The organism is Sphaerisporangium rufum (assembly GCF_016863395.1).
Lineage (GTDB): Bacteria > Actinomycetota > Actinomycetes > Streptosporangiales > Streptosporangiaceae > Sphaerisporangium > Sphaerisporangium rufum.
This window is the reverse complement of sequence record NZ_BOOU01000014.1, coordinates 36932-55660: the sequence shown is the minus strand read 5'-3', so window position 1 is coordinate 55660 and position 18729 is coordinate 36932. Positions and strand designations below refer to the sequence as shown.

General features: G+C 74.9%; 15 protein-coding genes. 3 read left to right on the top strand and 12 right to left on the bottom strand.

Going from position 1 to position 18729, the window contains the following annotated elements; genetic code table 11:
* Positions 1-19: 19 nt before the first annotated feature.
* Together Sru01_RS05860 and Sru01_RS05855 are read right to left on the bottom strand one after the other, a co-directional pair.
* Positions 20-418, bottom strand: a complete 399-nt coding sequence (locus Sru01_RS05860; protein WP_203982830.1) for a hypothetical protein — start codon at positions 416-418, stop codon at positions 20-22.
* A 45-nt stretch (positions 419-463) separates the two neighbouring features.
* Positions 464-1033 (bottom strand): TetR/AcrR family transcriptional regulator, encoded by a 570-nt coding sequence (locus Sru01_RS05855; RefSeq protein WP_203982829.1) that lies wholly within the window; start codon positions 1031-1033, stop codon positions 464-466.
* A gap of 87 nt (positions 1034-1120) precedes the next feature.
* Between Sru01_RS05855 and Sru01_RS05850 the strand changes: the two genes are divergently transcribed.
* Entirely contained in the window at positions 1121-2143 is a 1023-nt protein-coding gene (locus tag Sru01_RS05850) for an aldo/keto reductase (protein ID WP_203982828.1), read from the top strand.
* Positions 2144-2258: 115 nt separating this feature from the next.
* Here the strand turns inward: Sru01_RS05850 and Sru01_RS05845 are convergent, their stop codons facing one another.
* The 5 genes from Sru01_RS05845 to Sru01_RS05825 form a co-directional block, all read right to left on the bottom strand.
* A complete protein-coding gene (locus Sru01_RS05845; RefSeq protein WP_203982827.1) occupies positions 2259-2714 on the bottom strand; it encodes a Cif family virulence factor in 456 nt (151 codons plus the stop codon).
* A gap of 17 nt (positions 2715-2731) precedes the next feature.
* Entirely contained in the window at positions 2732-3493 is a 762-nt protein-coding gene (locus Sru01_RS05840) for a thioesterase II family protein (RefSeq protein WP_203982826.1), read from the bottom strand.
* Positions 3486-5228, bottom strand: a complete 1743-nt coding sequence (locus tag Sru01_RS05835; protein ID WP_203982825.1) for a long-chain-fatty-acid--CoA ligase — start codon at positions 5226-5228, stop codon at positions 3486-3488. Before Sru01_RS05835 ends, Sru01_RS05840 begins: the two co-directional genes overlap by 8 nt.
* Before the next feature lie 39 nt (positions 5229-5267).
* Positions 5268-9527 (bottom strand): type I polyketide synthase, encoded by a 4260-nt coding sequence (locus Sru01_RS36130; RefSeq protein ID WP_203982824.1) that lies wholly within the window; start codon positions 9525-9527, stop codon positions 5268-5270.
* Positions 9528-9589: 62 nt separating this feature from the next.
* The gene (locus Sru01_RS05825) at positions 9590-9973 is read right to left on the bottom strand and encodes an acyl carrier protein (protein WP_203982823.1); all 384 of its coding nucleotides are present in this window, start codon (positions 9971-9973) and stop codon (positions 9590-9592) included.
* A gap of 219 nt (positions 9974-10192) precedes the next feature.
* Here Sru01_RS05825 and Sru01_RS05820 point away from each other — a divergent pair, with 219 nt between their 5' ends.
* Positions 10193-10915: a 2OG-Fe dioxygenase family protein gene (locus Sru01_RS05820; protein ID WP_203982822.1), complete on the top strand. Its 723-nt coding sequence runs from the start codon at positions 10193-10195 to the stop codon at positions 10913-10915.
* A 249-nt stretch (positions 10916-11164) separates the two neighbouring features.
* On the opposite strand, the gene Sru01_RS05815 is transcribed toward Sru01_RS05820, so the two are convergent.
* The 3 genes from Sru01_RS05815 to Sru01_RS05805 all read right to left on the bottom strand — a co-directional run bounded on the left by Sru01_RS05815 (position 11165) and on the right by Sru01_RS05805 (position 15035).
* Entirely contained in the window at positions 11165-11884 is a 720-nt protein-coding gene (locus Sru01_RS05815) for a phosphoadenylyl-sulfate reductase (protein WP_203982821.1), read from the bottom strand.
* The gene (locus Sru01_RS05810; RefSeq protein ID WP_203982820.1) at positions 11881-13557 is read right to left on the bottom strand and encodes a nitrite/sulfite reductase; all 1677 of its coding nucleotides are present in this window, start codon (positions 13555-13557) and stop codon (positions 11881-11883) included. Before Sru01_RS05810 ends, Sru01_RS05815 begins: the two co-directional genes overlap by 4 nt.
* A gap of 77 nt (positions 13558-13634) precedes the next feature.
* Complete coding sequence (locus Sru01_RS05805; RefSeq protein WP_203982819.1) at positions 13635-15035, bottom strand: pyridoxal phosphate-dependent decarboxylase family protein; 1401 nt, start codon at positions 15033-15035, stop codon at positions 13635-13637.
* Positions 15036-15247: 212 nt separating this feature from the next.
* Here Sru01_RS05805 and Sru01_RS05800 point away from each other — a divergent pair, with 212 nt between their 5' ends.
* Entirely contained in the window at positions 15248-15601 is a 354-nt protein-coding gene (locus tag Sru01_RS05800; protein ID WP_203982818.1) for a nuclear transport factor 2 family protein, read from the top strand.
* A 121-nt stretch (positions 15602-15722) separates the two neighbouring features.
* Here Sru01_RS05800 and Sru01_RS05795 read toward each other — a convergent pair whose 3' ends face one another.
* Entirely contained in the window at positions 15723-16985 is a 1263-nt protein-coding gene (locus Sru01_RS05795; protein WP_203982817.1) for a hypothetical protein, read from the bottom strand.
* Positions 16982-18706 carry a selenium-binding protein SBP56-related protein gene (locus Sru01_RS05790; protein WP_203982816.1) on the bottom strand — a complete coding sequence of 575 codons (1725 nt, stop codon included), beginning with the start codon at positions 18704-18706 and terminating at the stop codon, positions 16982-16984. Before Sru01_RS05790 ends, Sru01_RS05795 begins: the two co-directional genes overlap by 4 nt.
* Positions 18707-18729 lie beyond the last annotated feature (23 nt).

The following is an 18729-nucleotide window of genomic DNA, read 5'->3' as shown; positions in this document are numbered from 1 at the left end:
TGCCGCCCACACCACGAGATCAGGCCGCGGTAGGCCCCCGGACGTCTCCGTTCGCCTTCGGCCGGCCGCGGAGCGCGAACGTGGACAGCACGGCGGTCGGCACGGCCAGGAAACCCAGCAGCGCGGCCCGGCCGGTCCGCGCCCGGTCGCAGTAGGTGTTCACCCTCTGGTGGGTGTCCCCCGGCGCCCCGGCCGTTTTCAGCTCTCCAGCGACCACCCGGTAGGTGAGCCGGGTGATGTCGGTCGAGTAGAGGTCATCGGAGTCGTAGTCGAAGCCGAGGTAGTACGTCACCGGACTGCACCGCACCGACACCCCGGCCCCGCTGAACTCGATCGCCGGACCGGCGAGTGACAGGTATCCCATCCACAGGAACAGCCCGCCCGCCGCCACCCTTGAGATGACCTTGGTTACCGCCATGCGCGGCATGCTAGACGTTTCTCTGCGATCCGTGACTAATGCCGATCAACGTGGGCGGAAGCCGTCGAACATTATGGCCAGGGCGCGGGTGCGCAGGGACTCGTCCCACTGGTTGCGTTCGGCGGCCAGGCAGGCGGCGGCGAGCAGGGCCAGCAGCTCCGGCATGGCCAGGTCACCCCGGACCGCACCGGCCCGCCGGGCCCGGTCCAGCAGCGTCTCGATGGCGTCGACCATGGCGCGCTGGAGGTCGCCCATCCGCGCCTTGACGTCCACCCCGGCGTCGGCGAGCGCGTCGACCAGCACCTTCTTGTGGGTGGCGTCGGCCACGATGCTGGTGAAGAACCCGAAGAAGGCCGCGCCGGCGTCCTCGGCGGCCGACAGCGCGGCGGCCTGGTCGACCAGCCGGCGCACCCGGCCGATCACGATCTCCTCGTACAGCGCCTCCTTGGTGGGGAACTGCCGGTAGATCGTGGCCAGCCCGACGCCGGCCTGACGGGCGATCTCGCGCAGCGACGCCGACATGCCGTCCCGGGCCAGCACTACCTCCGCCGCCGCCAGCACCCGTTCCCGGTTGCGCCGGGCATCGGCGCGCAGCGGGCGAGAGGGATCGGGCATGCGGCCTCCTTGCTAACCGGAACAGTTGATCCGTATAGTCTTCCAGGTAACCGGATCGCCTGATCCGGTTAGTTTAGAGGAGCACGCATGGACTACGCGACGATGGGCCGTTCCGGGCTGCGGGTCTCCCGGGCCTGCCTGGGCGCGATGAACTTCGGCACCGGTCACGCGTTCGCCGGCTGCGACGAGGCCGAAGCGACCCGGATCATCGGCGCCTTCCTGGACGCGGGGCACAACTTCATCGACACCGCCGACGCCTACACCGGCGGCCAGTCCGAGGAGATCGTGGGCCGGGCGGTGCGGGGCAGGCGCGAATCGGTGGTGCTGGCCACCAAGGCGTTCATGCCGCAGGGCGACGGCCCGAACCACCGAGGGCTGTCCCGGCTGCACCTGACCCGGGCGCTGGAGGCCAGCCTGCGCCGGCTGGGCACCGACCACCTCGACCTCTACCAGTGCCACGGCTGGGACGACGGCACCCCGATCGAGGAGACCATGGCCACCCTGGACGGGTTCGTCCGGTCCGGCAAGGTCCGCTACCTGGGCTGCTCCAACTTCACCGCCGCCCAGATCGTCGAAGCGCAATGGGCGGCCGACCGGATCGGCGGCACACCATTCGTGAGCCTCCAACCGCAGTACTCACTGGTGGCCCGCAGCATCGAGGCGGAGATCCTGCCCGCCTGCCGCCGGCACGGCCTCGGCACCGCCGTGTGGTCCCCGCTCGGCGGCGGCGTGCTGACCGGCCGCTACCGCCGGGACGAGGCCCCAGAACCGGAGAGCCGGCTGCGGAGGCTGCTGGACTCCCCACTACCGGCCGCCCGCACCTGGGCCGGCACCCTGCTCAACGACCGGAACCTGGACATCGCCGACGAGGTGCGCAAGGTCGCCGCCGGCCTCGGCGCCACCCCGGCCGCGGTGGCCCTCGCCTGGGTGGCCGGCCGTCCCGGTGTGACCTCCGTCATCATCGGCCCGCGCACCCTCGACCAACTGCACGCCAACCTGACCGGCCTCACCCTCGACCTCCCCGCCGACGCCGCCGACCACCTGGACCAGATCTCCCGCTCCACGACCATCACCCCGGTCAACGGCATGACCGCCCCCCGCGCCGCATGACCGCCCGCTAGATGGCCAGGCCACCCGGCGCCAGCGAGGTCGACACTCCAAAAGCGCCCACCCCGGCCGCCACGACATCCGTCATGGCCGGCTCGCACCCGGTACGGGCGCCGGGCTATGCGGAGTGGGTGGGGAGGGGGCGGGCGGGGTGGGTTATGCGGCCGGTCTCGTCGAAGCCGTCGTTGTAGACGAACGAGGTCGGTAGCCGGTCATGGAACTGGTAGTCGGCCTGGATGCGCCCGTAGGCGTCCAGCACGACGATGTCCTGGCCGGCCATCTCCATCTCGCCGGTCGCGGCGATGACCATCACCCAGTTGAGCCGGATGATGTTGTGGTGGCCGACCGCGTTGTGCGCCGAGCGGAAGGCGTAGCCCATCGGGGCGTACAGCTCCTTGGTGTAGGTCATCTGCGCCAGGATGGCCTCCCGGCCGACCACGGGGTCGCGGCGGTAGAAGACGTAGCAGGCGTCCGGCGCGTACAACTCCTCCACGCCGCGGCGGCGCTCGTCGGGGTCCTCCTCGTTCCACAGCTTGACGTAGCGGTCGGCGAACTCATTGGGCTTGGGCAGCATGCGTCCTCCTGGGTGGGTCACCGCGCCGCGTGCCGGCGCAGCAGCGAGACGAGGTCGGCCGTGACGGCTTGGCCGTGGTCGTGCAGGAAGAAGTGGCCGCCGGGGAAGATCCGGGTGCCGAGCGGGCGGCCGGTGCGCGCCGCCCACTCCCGAAGGGCCCCGGCGGGGACCAGCGGGTCGTCCCGGCCGCCGTAGACGACGATCGGGCAGCCGAGCCGGGCACCGTCGTCGCGGTGGCTCTCGCACACCGCCAGGTCGGCCCGCATCGTCCGGACCGCGGCGGCCAGCGCGTCGGGGTCGGCGTCCACCTCGCGGGGCAGCGCGCCGAGCGCGCGCATCCAGCCGGCCACCTCGGCGTCGGTCATCGCGGCGGCCGGCGGGCGGTCCGGGGCGCCGGCCGGGGCCCAGCCGGACACCGCGAGCAGCGCCGGGCCGGGCCGGCCGGCGCGTTCCAGGGCCACGGCGGTCCGGTAGGCGAGCAGCGCGCCCATGGAGTGGCCGAAGAACGCGTACGGGCGGCCGTCCGGCTCGGCGGCCAGCAGCGCGGTGAGCGCCGCGACCAGCGGGTCGAGCCGGTCGTAGGGCGCCTCGCGGCGGCGTTCCTGGCGGCCGGGCAGCTGGACGCGCTGGACGGCCAGGTCGCTGGGCAGCAGTCCCGGCCACTCCCGGTACGCCGACGCGCCGCCGCCGGCGTGGTGGAACAGCAGCAGCCGCGCGGCGGCGGCCGGGTCGGCGGCGGCCGGCAGCAGCCAGTCGCGGGCGGCCGGCAGGCTACCCACCGGTGCTCACCGGTGCCGCCGGAGCGGCCGGAGCGGGGGCGTGCTGGTCGCGCAGGACGCGGCGCAGGAGCTTTCCGGTGGGGTTGCGGGGCAGCCGGTCCACGAACAGGTAGCCGGTAGGGATCTTGAAGCCGGCCAGCCGGCCCTGGAGGAACTTCATCAGCTCGCGCGGGGTGGCCCGCCGCCCGGGGTGCAGCACCACCGCGGCGCGCACCGCCTCGCCCCAGCGCGGGTCCGGGACGCCGAACACCGCGACCTCGGCCACCGCCGGGTGGTCGCGGACCGCGTTCTCCACCTCGACCGGGTAGATGTTCTGCCCGGCCACGATGATGGTGTCGTTGATCCGGTCCAGCAGGTACAGGTACCCGTCACGGTCCAGGTAACCGGTGTCGCCCATGTGCAGCCAGCCGTCCTTCAGCACGGCGGTGGTCTCCTCCGGGCGGCGCCAGTAGCCGAGGAAGCGGCCGGGGCTGCGCACCGCGACCCGGCCGATCTCGCCGGGCGGCAGCGGCGAGCCGTCCTCGTCCATAATCTTGATTTCGTTGCCCGGGCAGATCCGGCCGGCCGAGCCGAGCACCGTGCTGTCGGGGGTGTGGTCGGACGGCGCCAGGCAGGTGACGAAGCTGCCCGCCTCGGCCGAGGAGTAGCCCTGCGCGAGGTCGCAGCCGAGCATGTCGATGCAGGTCAGCAGCAGCTCCCGGTCGATGGGCGAGCCGCTGTAGACCACCTTGCGCAGGGTGCGGAACGTCTCCCGGGTGACGCCCCGCTCGGTCAGCAGCATGCGCAGCATCGCCGGGGCCGCCCACATGGTGGTGATGGCGTGCCGCTCGATCAGCCGGGCCGCCTCGTCCGGGACGAACGACCGCATCATGACGGTGGTCGCCCCGGCGTTGAACGAGTGCATGAACCACCCGAAACCGGCGGTGTGCAGGCCGGGGAAGCAGCAGAGGCCGCGGTCGTCCGGCCGCCAGTCGATCCAGTCCACGCCCTCGCGCCGGGTGTCGGCGATGAAGGTGAAGAAGGTGCGGTGCGGCAGCACCACGCCCTTGGGCAGGCCGGTGGTGCCGCTGGTGTAGAGCTGGGCCACCGGATCGCCGGGACGCGCGGTGATCGGCAGGTCGGTGTCCGGCAGGCCGGCCTTCCAGGCCAGGAAACCCTCGGCCAGGTGCCCGGGGCCGTCCATCCGGACCACGTGCCGCAGGCCGGGCAGGTCGCCGCGCAGCGCCGCGACCTTGTCCAGGTACTCCCCCTCGGCGAACAGCAGCTCGGCGCCGGAGTCGCGCAGCACGTGGTCCACCTCGGGCGCGGTGAGCCGCCAGTTCACCGGCACCAGCACGGTGCCGGCCTTGGCGCAGCCGAGCGCCAGATCGTAGTAGTACTCCGACTCGCGGCCGAGATAGCCGACCCGGGCGCCGGGGCGCAGGCCGGCGGCGAGCAGCGCGCGGGCGGTCCGGTTGCTCTCCCGGTGCAGCCGCGCGTAGGTCAGCGCGCGGTCCTCGCAGACCACCGCGACGTGGTCGGGCCGGGTACGGGCGTGCCAGGCCGCCCGGGCGGGCAGGGTCCACTCCTCGTCCGGCGCACCGGGCCCGGCGGGGGCGGCGTGCTCGACGCGGGTGTTCGCGGCCGGCCGGGGGTGCTCTCCCGCCGAAGTACCGGGCCAGGCGCTCGTGGTCTGCCGGGCCGCGTCCGGGCCGGTGGATGCGGTGCGTGTGGCGTGGTCGGTGCGGTCGTCCATTGCCGTCCCCTGATCGGCGTACCGGCGCCTGCCGGTCCGCTACCTGGTGGTCGCCTCGGCCGGTTCGGGGGTGAGCCGCCGGTCGAGGTGGTCGGTGAGCTCGTCCACCGACGGGTGGTCGAACACGATGGACGAGGAGAGCGGCAGCCCGAGCGCGGTCTCCAGCTCGTCCTTGAGCCTGATGGCCACCAGCGAGTCCACGCCCAGCTCCAGGAACGTGGCGGTGGTCTCGACGCTTTCGGCGTCGTCGATGTGCAACAGCCCGGCGACGGCGCCCCGGACCAGGGCGCGCACCGCGGTGCGACGGGCCGGGCCGGGGGCGCCGCGCAGTGCCACCGGGTCAGCGGCGGCGGGTGCCGGGCGGGTACGGCCGCCGGGCCGCGCCGCCCCGCGCGGCGCGGCCGGCGGGCGGCGGGCCAGCCGGGTGAAGGCCATGCCGGTCAGCTCGGCGACCGGTTCGCCCTCCTCGGCCAGCACCGCGTCCAGGGTGAACGCCACCCGCGGGTCGTCGCTCGCCGGGACGAGCCGCAGGACGGTGTCCAGCACGGCGGCCCGCGGCTTGCGGAACGCGCGCACCTCGCCGATGGCGATCGCGATGTAGTCGTGGCCGTCGTCGGCCAGCGCGGCCAGGCCGTGGGTGGCGCCGTCCAGCAGCGGCGGCGGCAGGTGCTCGGCGGGGTCGGCGCCGTCACCGCGCAGCCGGCCGGTGACCAGGTCGCCGCCGTGCCGTGCGAGCGTGAGCACCCGGCTGAACCGCGGGCCGTAGTCCAGCCCGGCCCGGGCGTAGGCGGCGTACACCTCGGGGGCGTCCAGCACGCGCTCCGGCGGCCCGGCGGCGGCCGCCCGGTCCAGCAGCTCGCGCGCGGTACCGGGCGTCCGGCTGATAGCGGTCGGCCCTGGCCCGGTCGGCCCGTCACCTGCCGGTCCGGCGCCCGCCGAGCCGGTGCCCGGCGAACTGGTGATCACCGGGTCGACGCCCGCCGGACCGGTGGTCGCGGGGGCGATGGTGGCGGTGACGTGGCGGCGTTCCTCGCCGGTCGGGGTGACGCTGACGATCTCGGCGTCCGCCCGGCCGCCGGGGCCGGGGCGGACCCGGGTGCGCAGCTCCACCGGGCGGTCATCCAGGAACAGCGCCTCGTTCAGGCGGATGTCCCGGACCGGCCGCCGGGCGTCGCCGTAGACCGCGTCGGCGGCCTGCAGCAGCATCTCGACGTAGGCGGCGGCCGGCATGAACGCCCGGCCCCGCGAGGTGTGGTCGGCCAGGTAGGGCGGGGTGCCGGTGCCGATACGGGTACGGAACTCGCGAACGCCGCTCGGGGCGGCCTCCCGGGTGCCGTTCCGGACGACGACCTTCCGGGTGCCATGCGGGGCCGTCGCTTCCCGGATGCCGTCCGGGACGGCCACCTCCCTGGCGCCGTTCGGGGCCGTGGCCTCTTGCGTGCCGTTCGGGCCGGCGGCTTTTCGGGTGCCGTTCGGGCCGGCGGCTTCCCGGGTGCCGTTCGAAGCCGTGGCCTCCCGGGTGCCGTTGGCGGGGGTGTGTTCGCGGCCGAGCAGGCCGCCGGCCGGGCCCGCCGGGGGTCGGGCGGCGGGGAGGCGATAGGCGGCACGGTCGAAGGCGTAGGCCGGCAGTGCGATCCGGCGCCCCGGCCCGCCTTCGTGCACCGCCGGCCAGTCCAGGTCCAGCCCGGCGCCGTACAGCCCGGCGAGCGCGTGCTGGAGTCTCGTTCCCTCGGGGTCGCGGCGGTCCAGGCTGCTCAGCCAGCGGTGGCCGCCGCCGGGCAGGCAGCGCCGGCCCAGCGAGGCGAGCGCGCCGGACGGGCCGACCTCCAGGAAGGCGTGCGGCCCGCGGTCGCCGGCGGCCTGGACGGCGCCGGTGTAGTTCACCGTCTCGTTGAGGTGGCGCACCCAGTACTCGGCCGAGGCCATCTCGCCGGGCGCGGCGGGGGCGCCGGTGAGGGTGGAGACGATGGTGTACTCGGGCTCGCCGAACCGGACGCCGGCCAGCGCGGCGCGCAGCCGGTCCGACAGCGGCGCCATCAGCGGCGAGTGGAACGCGGCGGCGACCGGCAGCGAGGTGACGGCCAGGCCGCGCCCGGCCAGTTCCTTGGTGGCGGCGGCGAGCGAGGCGGCGCCGCCGGAGATGACGCACTGGCCGGGCGAGTTGTCGGCGGCGACGCCCAGGTCGGGCCAGGCTTCGATGAGCGGGCGGATCTCGGCGGGCGGGGCGTCCACCGCGGCCATGCCGCCCGGCTCGGTGACCGACTCGATCAGCGCGGCCCGGGCGGCCAGGAAGGCGGCCCCGTCCGGCAGGGTGAACAGCCCGGCGACGGTCGCGGCGGCGATCTCGCCGACGCTGTGCCCGATGAGCAGCGCCGGCCGGACGCCGAACGACAGCCACAGCCGGGCCAGGGCGTACTCCAGGGTGAACAGCGCGGCGTGGGTGAACCGGGTGCCGGCCAGCACCTGGCCGGCGTCGGCGTCCCGGCCGAACATGACGCCGGTGATCGACCGGCCCAGGTGCGCGGCGAACAGCTCGTCACAGGCGTCGACGTCGGCGCGGAACCGCGGGTACCGCCGGTACAGCGCGGCGCCCATGCCCGGGTACTGCGCGCCGGACCCGGTGAACAGCAGCGCCACCCGGGTGGCGGCCTCCGCCGGGTCGCCGGGGTCCACCGGGGCGGCCAGCAGCCGGTCCAGCTCGGCGCGGTCGCGGACCACGCCGGCCAGCCGGTGCCGGAAGTGGGTGCGGCCGGTGTTACGGGTGCGGCACACGTCGGCGACCGACACCTCCGGATGCGCGGCCAGGTGCGCGCGCAGCGCCTCGGCCTGCCGGGCCAGCGCCGGACGGCTCCGGGCCGAGAGGGTCACCACGTGCGCCTCCCGCTCCGAACCGGTACCCGCGGGGGCCGTGGGGGTGGGGGGTGGTTGTTCCAGGACGGCGACGCCGATGGCGCCGGCGACGCCGAAGCCGTTGACGGTGGCCCGGCGGACCGGGGCCGTCCACGGCCGGCACTCGCGCGGCACGGTCACCGGGTAGGCGTCCCAGGGGATGCGGCCGCTCGGGGTGTCCATCAGGTGCGGGAAGAAGGCGCCCTCGCGCATCTGCAGCAGCACCTTGATGATCCCGCCCATCCCGGCGGCCGGTTCCATGTGGCCGAGGTTCGACTTCAGCGAGCCCACGGTCAGCGGCGCGGCCGGGTCGCGGCCGGGGCCGAACACCCCGTCGATGGAGCCCATCTCGATGGGGTCACCGAGCGGGGTGCCGGTGCCGTGCGCCTCGACGTACTGGATGTCGGCGGGGGTGAGCCGGGCGTCGGCGAGGGCGGCGCGCATGACGGCCTCCTGGGCGGTGCCGTTCGGCGCGGTGAGGCCGGCGCTCTCGCCGTCCTGGCCGATGGCGGTGCCGCGGACCAGGGCGAGGATGGTGTCGCCGTCGCGCCGGGCGTCGGTGAACCGCTTGAGCACCAGCACGCCGCAGCCCTCGGCGCGGGCGTAGCCGTCGGCGGCCTCGTCGAAGGTCTTGCAGTGTCCGTCCGGGGCGAGCATCTTCCCGGCGGTCAGGATGGCGAAGGTGCGCGGGTGCTGCAGCACGTTGACCGCGCCGCACAGCGCTACGTCGGTCTCCCGGCGGCGCAGCCCGGCGACGGCCAGGTGCAGCGCGGTGAGCGAGGCGGCGCAGGCGGTGTCGGTGGTCAGGCTCGGCCCGCGCCAGCCGAGGAAGTACGACAGCCGGCCGGACAGCGAGTAGGCGCCCATGCCGGTGGCCAGGTCGCCGGCCAGGTCGGCGTCGGCCAGCCCGGCCAGCTCCAGCGTGAAGTCCACCGGGGAGGCGCCGACGTAGACGCCGCCGTTGCCGTGCCGCAGCCGCGCCGCGTCCAGGCCGGCGCTCTCCAGCGCCTCCCAGGCGGTCTCCAGCAGCAGCCGCTGCTGCGGGTCGATGGAGGGGGCCTGGCGTGGCGAGATGTTGAAGAAGCGGGCGTCGAACTCGTCGACCCGGTCCAGGAAGCCGCCGCCGGTCGCGATGATGCCGCCCGGTTCGGCCGGGTCGTCCGGCGGGGTCGCGGCGGGGTCCCAGCGGTCGCGGGGCAGCGGGCCGATGCCGGAGCGGCCGGCGCGCAGGAACGCGGCGAACCCGTCCAGGGTGTCGTTGCCGCCGGGGAACCGCAGGCCGGCCCCGATGATCGCGATGGGTTCGTGCTTTTCCAGCAGGAACCGGCCGAGCGCCTCGCGCTGGCCGCGGATGGTCTCCCGCGCCGCGCGCAGCTCTTCCTCGCCGGTCCGGGCGGCAGGGTCGGCCATGGCCGCGCCTCCTTGTCGTCGTCTGGGTGCCGGTGCCGCGGCCGGTGTCGCCGGCCGCGCGGTCACGTCCGGTAGAGCGAGCCGAGCACGTCGTCCCACAGCTCGTCGCCGGCCGGGGCGGCCGGGGCCGGGACGCCGGACGTCTCGGGCCGCGGTTCGTGGAAGAGCGCGGCCAGCACCTCGCCGGTGAGATACGCCATCAGCCGTTCGACGGTGGGGCTGTTGAACATGACGGTGCTGCTTATCCCGTGGCCGATCAGCGTCTCCAGGCGCTGTTTCACGTCGGCCAGTCCGAGCGAGGTCAATCCCAGGTCGAAATAGCTCGCCGCCGTCGGGAGTTCCTCGTCGGGGGTCATGAGAAGCGCGGCCCTGAACTGTTCCGTCACGACGGATTCCAGCGCGGCCCGCCGTTCCGACCTGGGCAGCGATTCCAGACGTTCGATCATCGACGCCATTTTGTCATTCCCTCCCGATGCCGGGCTCAGTACATCACCGCGCGCGTGACGACCGGCTGACGAGAAACTGACGTCCGGCCGTTTTCCGATGCCGGCCGCCGGCCCGGTCATTTATCGGCGGACCCGCCGTCAGTTAGATATCAGCGCGGCCGTGCCATTGTCGGGTCGAGCGTTCATGGAAAATGCCGGTGACCTGTCAGGAGGATGGCGATGCCAGTCCGCGACGACCTGCGCGCCCAGGGCTATTCGCTGCTGCGCGAGCACGAGCTGAAGATCGACCCGGCGATGCGCCGGCACGCGGCGGCGCTGGCCGGCGAGTGGGACCATCTGGAGACCGACCGGTACCTGAAGGACGGGGCGACCTTCCGGGAGCGCCGCTACGACCGGTTCTACTACCTGCCGGCCACCGGGACGATCCGGCTGCGCCCGCACCGGCCGTACTTCCAGTCGATGTCGGCCAACGAGTACGCCGGCGGCATCGACCGCGACGTGGCCGGGCTGACCCCGTCCACGCTGGCCAACCCGCTGCTGGCCGAGCTGCTGGAGTTCGACTTCGCGCAGTTCCCGGTGTCGGACCGGGAGCGCCACCTGCCGTGGGACGTGCAGTGCCACCAGTTCCGGATCATCACCACCCCGAACGAGCTCGGCGACCCGACGCCGGAGGGCCCGCACCGTGACGAGGTGGATTTCGGGGCCATCCACCTGATGTCGCGCACCAACGCCGACGGCGGGCACTCCCAGGTGTACGACGCGGGCAAGGAGCTGGTCACCGAGTTCTGCCTGGAGAACCGGATGGACACCATGTTCTGGGCGGACCGCCAGGTGCTGCACGCGGTCACCCCGGTCACCGCGCGGGACGCCTCCCGGCCGGCGGTGCGGGACGTGCTGATCCTGGGCTACAAGTGCTCCCCCGGCCTGCGCGCGGGCGAATGAACCCGGCCGGCGCCCGCTGATCGCGTTTCCGCTCCCGTCTCCCGCACGCAGGAGGCGGGACGGGAGCGGCGAGGCGGCGCGTCATCGTGACCGGCGGCCGGCACCCGGAGAGTCGGGTGCCGGCCGCTTCGGCGCGCGCGCCCGCCGCATGGGCCCGCGGCTTCGGCGGCCGCCGGGTGGCCGGCCCGGCGGCCGTGCTCTTCATCGACCGGGTGCCGGCGGGTCCCGTCCGGACCGGCCGGCATCCGCTCAGGTGGCGGTGTGCAGGCCGCACTCGGTCTTGTCGAACATGGCCCACCGGCCGCCGCGCGGGTCCTCGCCCGGCGCGGTGGGCCGGGTGCACGGGCGGCAGCCCACCGAGGCGTAGCCCCGGCCGATCAGCGGATTGACCGGCACGCCGTGCCGTTCGATGTAGGCGGCGACGTCGGCGGCGGTCCACCGGGCCAGCGGGTTGACCTTGACCTTGCCCCGCGCCTGCTCGAAGTGCACGACCGGGGTGCCCGCCCGGCTCGGCGACTCCTCGCGTCGCAGGCCGGCCGCCCAGGCGTCGTACCCGGCCAGCGCCTGCTCCAGCGGCTCGACCTTGCGCAGGTGGCAGCACAGGTCGGGTTCGCGGGCGTACAGCCGCGGCCCGTGGTCGCGGTCCTGCTCGGCGAGCGTCCGCGCGGGCCGGACCGACCGCACCCGCACCGGCAGCGTGGCACGCACCTGGTCGCGGACGGCGAGCGTCTCGGGGAAGTGCAGCCCGGTGTCGAGGAACACCACGTCCACGCCCGGGGCGACCCGGGAGGCCAGGTGCGCCAGCACCGCGTCGGCGAACGAGCTGGTCACGCAGAACCGCGCGCCGAACTCGCCGGCCGCCCAGGCCACGATCTCCTCGGCCGGGGCGTCCTCCAGCTCCCGGCCGGCGGCGGCGGCCAGCGCCGCCAGGTTGGCCCCGTCCCGGGTGGCGCCCGTGGTCACCGTCATCTCAGCTCCTCCTCGTCGGCCCGGGCGACCCACCGGGCGAAGGTCTCCGCCGGGCCGGTGCGGCCGGCGTGGTAGCGCCGTGCCAGGCGCTCGACATAGTCCGGCAGGTCGGCGGCGGTGGTCTTCAGGCCGCGCAGCTTGCGGCCGAACCCGCCCTCCTGCCCGGCGGCCATGGTGAGCCCGCCGCCCAGGTGCACCTGGAAGCCCTCGACCCGCCGCCCGCTCTCGTCCACGACCAGCTGGCCCTTCAGGCCGATGTCGGCGACCTGGGTGCGGGCGCAGGCGTTGGGGCAGCCGTTGAGGTTGACGCTGATCTCGACCGGCAGGCCGGCCAGCCGCCGCTCCAGCTCGGCGACCAGGGTGACCGCCCGCCCCTTGGTCTCGACGATGGCGAGCTTGCAGTACTCGATGCCGGTGCAGGCCATCGTGGCGCGGCGGAACGGCGACGGCTCGGCCTCCAGCCCGATGCCGCGCAGGTCGGCGACCAGCGGCGCGGGGTCGGCGACGTCCAGCACCAGCAGTTTCTGGTACGGGGTGAGCCGGATCCGGCCCGACCCGTGCCGCTCGGCGATCGTGGCCAGCTCGGCCAGCGCCGTGCCGGACACCCGGCCGACCACCGGCGCGGCGCCGACGTAGTACCGGCCGTCCCGCTGCCGGTGCACGCCGATGTGGTCGATCGGCGCGGGCGGCAGCTCGGGGGCCGGGCCGTCGGCCAGCGGGCGGCCGAGGTACTCCTCCTCCAGCACCCGGCGGAACCGCTCGGACCCCCAGTCGGCGACCAGGAACTTCAGCCGGGCCCGGTGCCGCAGCCGCCGGTAGCCGTAGTCGCGGAACAGCCGGATGACGCCGAGCCACACGTCCGGCACGTCGGCGAGCGGCACGAACGTGCCGAGCCGCTGCGCCAGCATGGGCGAGGTGGACAGGCCGCCGCCGACGCGCAGGTCGAACCCCGGGCCGTGCTCGGGGTGCACGACGCCGACGAAGGCGATGTCGTTGGCCTCGTAGGGGACGTCGGCCAGCCAGGAGATGGTCGACTTGAACTTGCGCGGCAGGTTGGACAGCGAGGGGTCGCCGATCCAGCGGGCGGTGATCTCCTCGATCGCCGGGGTGGCGTCCAGTACCTCGGCGGCGCTCACCCCGGCCACCGGGCTGCCGAGGACGACCCGCGGGCAGTCGCCGCACGCCTCGGTGGTGGACAGGCCGGCCGCCTCCAGGATGCGCCAGATATCCGGCATGTCCTCCACGCGGATCCAGTGGAACTGGATGTTCTGCCGGTCGGTGATGTCGGCGGTGTCGCGGGCGTACCGGGTGGACACCTCGGCGATCGCGCGCAGCTGGGCCAGGTCGAGCCGGCCGCCGTCCACCCGGACGCGGAGCATGAAGTACTCGTCGTCCAGCTCCTCGGGCGGCAGCACCGCGGTGCCGCCGCCGTCGATCCCGGGGCGGCGCTGGGTGTACAGGCCCCACCAGCGGAACCGGTTGCGCAGGTCGTCGGGGTCGATGCCGGCGAAGCCGGTGCGCACGTACACGCGTTCGATCCGCTCGCGGACCAGCAGCGGATCCTCGACGTGCTTGACGCGCTCGTTGGCGTTGAGCGGCTCGCGGGAGCCGAGCGCCCACTGGCCTTCGTCGCGCGCGGCCGGCGCGGGGGCGGTTGTCGCTGTTCTCGCCATCTGCGGCGACCTTTCCGGGACGGGACGGAGACGTGGGGGGGACGGTGACGGGGGACGGCGCCGGGGCGGACGGCGGCTCAGCCGGCGGTGACCGCGGCGAGCGCGTCCTTGACGACCTCGAGGGAGCGGTCCACGTCCTGCTCGGTGGTCCGCCAGTTGACCAGCGAGATCCGCATGGCGGCCCGGCCGTACCAGGTGGTGCCGCCGAACCAGCACACCCCGCTGCGCTGGATGCGGGCGATCACCTCGCGGGTGACCGCGTCGTCGTCGCCGAACCGGACCATGAGCTGGTTCAGCACGACGTCGTTGAGCAGCTCGACGCCGGGGACGCCGGCCAGGCCGTCGCGGAAGCGGCGCACCAAGGCGCAGCAGCGGTCGACCAGCTCGGCCACGCCGGACCGGCCGAGCGTGCGCAGCGCCGCGTAGACCGGCAGGCTGCGGGCGCGGCGCGAGAAGTCCGGCACCCATTCGATGGCGTCCCGCTCGCCGTCGGCCGGGGCGGGCAGGTAGCCGGCCCGCTCGTTCAGCATCGCCGCGCGGTGCGCCTCGGGGTGGGCGACCATGACGATGCCGCAGTCGTAGGGCACGTTGAGCCACTTGTGCGCGTCGCTGGCCCAGGAGTCGGCCTTCTCCACCCCGGCGACCAGCGGGCGCAGCGCCGGGCTGGCCTTGGCCCACAGCCCGAACGCGCCGTCCACGTGCACCCAGGCGTCGTCCCGGCGGTGCACGATGTCGCAGATCTCGCCCACCGGGTCGATGGCCCCGGAGTTCACGTCGCCCACCTGGGTGCAGACGATCACCGGGCCGTCGCAGCCGGCCAGGGTCTCGGCCAGCGCGTCCGGGCGCATCCGGCCGGCCCCGTCCACCGGGACCACCTTGACGTTCCCGGAGCCGAAGCCGAGGTAGCGCAGCGCCATGTCGATGGTCATGTGGCGCTGGGCGCCGCCCACCAGGTGCACCTCCGGCGCGCCGCGCAGCCCGTCGTTCTCCACGTCCCAGCCGAGCCGGCCGAGCAGGTGGTGCCGGGCGGCGGCCAGCGCGGTCATGTGCGCCATGGTGCAGCCCGTGGGGAAGCCCACCGAGGTGCCGGCCGGCAGGTCGAACAGCTCCACCACCCACCGGGCGGCGACGTGCTCGGCGACCGCGATGGCCGGCGACAGGTTGTACAGGCTGGCGGTCTGGTCCCAGGCCGCGACCAGCCAGTCGGCGGCGACCGCGACCGGCAGGGTGCCGCCGGTGACATAGCCGAAGAACCGCGGCCCGGACGCGGCGGGGATGCCGCCCTCGGCGGCGGCCCGGCCGAGCAGCTCGACGGTGTCCTCCGCCGGGACCGGCCCGGGCGGCAGCGGGCCGCCGAACAGCTTCAGCAGGTGACCGAGGTCGGCCGTGGCGCCCGCCGGACGGTTTCCGATACCGGCCAGATAATCGACCGCCTGGCGATAGGCAAGGTCCAGAGGAGCACTATCGAGGTGAGTCATGGATAAAACGGTAAGGTCCGGGCGCTGACATTCCGCTGACCGTATTCCGTCCGTGGAATTCCCGGGATTGCGCGTGGTGCGCCGGTAATTCTAGGGTGGGTTCAGCGGATACGCCGTAGGGTGTTCCCCGGCTCTCCGCCCGGCCGGCGGCGGCTCGTCCCGGCCCGGTGTGTTGTTCCCCTCTCGTTCTATGGAAAGGTGGCGGACCTGTCATGTCCGAAGAAAAGACGCTGGCCGTGATCAACCAATTCAACGACGCCTTCCTGAAGCACGACCCGGCGTTGCTGGACGGGCTGATCGCCGACGACTGCGTGCTGGAGAACTCCGGGCCGGCGCCGGACGGCTCGCGGCACGTGGGCGGGGCCGCCTGCCGGGAGTTCTGGTCGGGCATCGCGGCCGGCGCGGGCAGCTTCGAGCCCGAGGAGATCTGGGTGGCCGGCGAGCGGGCCGTCATCCGCTGGCGGCTGCGCTGGGGCCCGACCGACGCCGACTCGGTGCGCGGGGTGAACCTGATGCGGCTGCGCGACGGGCAGATCGTCGAGGGCATGGGCTACGTCAAGGGCTGACCCGCGGCGTACCCGGCGCCCCGGCCGACCACCGGCCGGGGCGCCTTTCGCCTGTCCACCCCGCCGGGGCGCCGGTCCAGGACCGGCGCCCCGGCGGCGGGACGGAGTCCGATGCGCCGGGTCAGCGGTCGTCCAGCGGACCGCTGACCGGGATGATCATGCCGTTGGGCAGCCAGCCGCCGGTCCCGTGATGCGCCGTCGCGTTCCCGGCCGTCGCGTTCCCGGCCGCCGCTCTTCCGGCGGCCGTGTTCCCGGCCGCCGTGTTCCCGGCCGCCGTGTTCCTGGGTGCCGCGTTCCCCGCCGCCGCGTTCTGGGCCGCCGCTCCCCCGGCCGCGCCGGCGCCGGGTACCGCCAGGCCACCCGAGCCCGGAACGTACAGGCGGGCGGCGGCATACAGCGTGGCCGGGCCGGTGCGCACCTCGCCGCGGGCGCGCCGCCAGGCGGCGTACCCGGAGGAGGTGGCCGGCTCGCCGGGCCGCAGCTCGGCCAGCGCGGCGAGGTAGGCGGCCGGGCCGGCGTCGCCGGGAGCGTACCGGAGCGGGATGAGCTGCCCGGCGCTCGGGGCGAGCAGCGGCGCGGCCAGCAGCCAGGGCGCCAGGTAGGTGCCCTGCGCGACCAGCCGGCCGGCGGCGACCGCGCGGACCGCCTCGCCGGCGGCGGTCCAGCCGCCCACCACGATCAGCGGCCGCCGGACCGCACCGGACGCGGTACCAGGCGCGGCGCCGGACGCGGAGCCAGGTACGGCGCCGGCGGTGGAGCCGGACGCGGTACCAGGCGGGGCGCCGGCGGTGGAGCCAGGTGCGGTGACGGATGCGGAGCCAGGTGCCGCGCCGGCCGCGGTACCAGGTGCGGTATCAGGCGCGGTGACGGTGATCCGGGCGCGGGCGGCGGCGGCGCGGACCTCGGCGGCGGCCGCGGCGCCGCGCGGGGAGCCGTCGGCGGCCAGTGCCACCGCCCGCTCGCCGCGGCCGGCCAGGAACCGCACGATGGACCGCAGCGCGGCGGCGTCCGGCGCGGCCAGCCGGTCGGCCGGGCAGCCGGCCGGCGCCCGCCCGCCGGCGGCCAGCGCGCCGAGTTCGGCGCTGGCGCACTCGGCGGCGTCGGCGCCGCCGCGGCGCCCGGTGGCCGGGGCGGGGCCACCGGGCGTCGCGGCCGTGGCCGGGACGACCAGGAAGGGGACGGCCAGCGCGACGGCGCACAGCCACGCCGCGTGCCTGCGGGGCAACAGGCCACGGCGGGCCAGCAGCCGTCCGGCCGCGACGCCGGCCAGGGCGGCGGCCCCGGCCAGCAGCAGCGGCCCGGTCATCCCGGGCGGGGCCAGGCGCCCGTGGCCGTGGCCGCCGGCCACGTCCGCGAGCGCCTGGAGTGCGGGTGCGGCGTTCATCGCAGCACGCCGTCGCTCACCGCGAACAGCACGCCGTGCGGCTGGCTGTCGCCGTAGTCGCCGTGCGGCCAGGACGCCCGGTCGAAGGCGACGCACGGCCGCCCGGTGTTCTCGTCGCGGAAGGTGGTGTCCAGCGACACCCGGCCGGCCGGGGTCAGGTCGAACATGCAGACCCGGTGGTCGCCGCCGCCGCCGAACGAGCCGGCCACGAAGTAGTTCGCCACCGCGAGCCGGCGTACCTGGTCGGTCTCCCGGTAGACGCCGCCCGGGCCGCGCCGGAAGGTGTCCATGGTGCCCCAGTGCGGCCCGCCCGCGGTGGTGTCGCGGATCGGCACCACGCCGGCCAGTTCCGGGCAGTCCCGCTCGTCGCCGCCGGCGTACACCTCGGCGAGGCGGTCCACCGAGCAGCGCGCCTTGCCGCCGGCGGCCAGCAGCTTGCGGATGTCCAGCACGTAGACCATGCCGGTCGTCCGGTCCATCGGGGTGCCGTAGGGCACCGACTGGCCCATGACCGCGTGGAACAGGAAGCGGTCGTCCGGGCTGACCGCGAGCCAGCTGGAGTTGTCGCCGCCGCCGCGCACCGACCCGTCGGGGTGGAAGCGCCGGTAGGCGGCGGTGTCGTCCATCACCTCGCGCCACTTCGGCTCGGCCGCGGTGATGTCGGGGGTGTAGAAGATCGCGCCACCGGCCATCGAGGAGACGAACGCGCCCCGGTGCTCGCGCCGGTTGGTGGTGGCGACCTCCATGACCACCCGGGACTCGCGGAAGAAGGCGTGCTGCTCCAGCGGCCCGCGCGGCCCGTCGCTCACCTTGGTGACCGACTTCAGCTTCGGGTCGTTCCGGTCGGCTATGTCGAAGACGCGCACCGTCTGCCGGGCCAGGTTCTCCTGCAGCGGCGAGTCGGGGGTCATGAAGTTGCGCGCCTCGGCGAAGTCGCTGACCACCATCACGCCGAGGTCCTCGCGCACGGCCAGGCCGTGCGGGTTGGCGCAGGTGGCCGCGGGCAGCGCCGGGATGTTCCCGCACTGCTCGGGGTCCTCGCCCTCGGCGGTGGCCGCCGGGATCTCGGCCAGCGTGCGGCCGTCCGGGCCGATCCGCACGATCTCGCCGGGCGAGCCGGCCGCACCGTTGCCGACGCGCGTCTCGCCGTTGGTGTAGGTGCACGGCCCGGTGACGTCCGGCCCGCCCATGTAGGTGCCGTAGGCGGTGCCGTCGCTGAGCACGTGGAAGGCGTCCGGCAGGGTGCCGCACGGCGTGTCGGCCGGGCTGTTCACCCCGACCAGGCGCAGCGCCGGCAGCTCCTTGGCGTCGAAGACCAGGGTGGTGTCGGAGATGATGCCGCCCGCGTAGAGCCGGTCGCCCTTGTGCCAGACGTACTGCAGGTGGTGCGGCTCGTTCCCGGTCTTCGGGCCGATGGTGACGGTGTTGACCACCTTGCCGTACGACGGGGAGCCGGGGGTGGCGTCGATGACGGCCAGGAAGTCGGGGGCGGGCTGGACGGCCGGGCCGGCCCAGGCCAGCAGCCACTGCCGGCCCGGGCCGGCGGCCGCCGCGGTGAGGTGGTTGGTCGCGGTGTAGGTGACGCCGTCGGTGCCGGTGACGCCGGTGGACCAGACGGAGGTGGCGCCGGCCGGCGGGCCGGCGGCGGTCAGGAGGCCCGTGGCCAGGGCGGCCGCCGAGACGAAGGCGGCCGCCCTGCGGGCGAGCGTGGTGGGTCGCATGCCGGTGACCTTCCGGGGTTACG

Excerpts from the sequence above, each read along its gene's own strand:
- Sru01_RS05825 (WP_203982823.1), bottom strand. The coding sequence starts at position 9,973 with ATGATCGAACGTCTGGAATCGCTGCCCAGGTCGGAACGGCGGGCCGCG.
- Sru01_RS05800 (WP_203982818.1), top strand. The coding sequence starts at position 15,248 with ATGTCCGAAGAAAAGACGCTGGCCGTGATCAACCAATTCAACGACGCC.
- Sru01_RS05795 (WP_203982817.1), bottom strand. The coding sequence starts at position 16,985 with ATGAACGCCGCACCCGCACTCCAGGCGCTCGCGGACGTGGCCGGCGGC.
- Sru01_RS05810 (WP_203982820.1), bottom strand. The coding sequence starts at position 13,557 with ATGGCGAGAACAGCGACAACCGCCCCCGCGCCGGCCGCGCGCGACGAA.
- Sru01_RS05860 (WP_203982830.1), bottom strand. The coding sequence starts at position 418 with ATGGCGGTAACCAAGGTCATCTCAAGGGTGGCGGCGGGCGGGCTGTTC.
- Sru01_RS05855 (WP_203982829.1), bottom strand. The coding sequence starts at position 1,033 with ATGCCCGATCCCTCTCGCCCGCTGCGCGCCGATGCCCGGCGCAACCGG.
- Sru01_RS05845 (WP_203982827.1), bottom strand. The coding sequence starts at position 2,714 with ATGCTGCCCAAGCCCAATGAGTTCGCCGACCGCTACGTCAAGCTGTGG.
- Sru01_RS36130 (WP_203982824.1), bottom strand. The coding sequence starts at position 9,527 with ATGGCCGACCCTGCCGCCCGGACCGGCGAGGAAGAGCTGCGCGCGGCG.
- Sru01_RS05850 (WP_203982828.1), top strand. The coding sequence starts at position 1,121 with ATGGACTACGCGACGATGGGCCGTTCCGGGCTGCGGGTCTCCCGGGCC.
- Sru01_RS05815 (WP_203982821.1), bottom strand. The coding sequence starts at position 11,884 with ATGACGGTGACCACGGGCGCCACCCGGGACGGGGCCAACCTGGCGGCG.
- Sru01_RS05805 (WP_203982819.1), bottom strand. The coding sequence starts at position 15,035 with ATGACTCACCTCGATAGTGCTCCTCTGGACCTTGCCTATCGCCAGGCG.
- Sru01_RS05820 (WP_203982822.1), top strand. The coding sequence starts at position 10,193 with ATGCCAGTCCGCGACGACCTGCGCGCCCAGGGCTATTCGCTGCTGCGC.
- Sru01_RS05790 (WP_203982816.1), bottom strand. The coding sequence starts at position 18,706 with ATGCGACCCACCACGCTCGCCCGCAGGGCGGCCGCCTTCGTCTCGGCG.
- Sru01_RS05835 (WP_203982825.1), bottom strand. The coding sequence starts at position 5,228 with ATGGACGACCGCACCGACCACGCCACACGCACCGCATCCACCGGCCCG.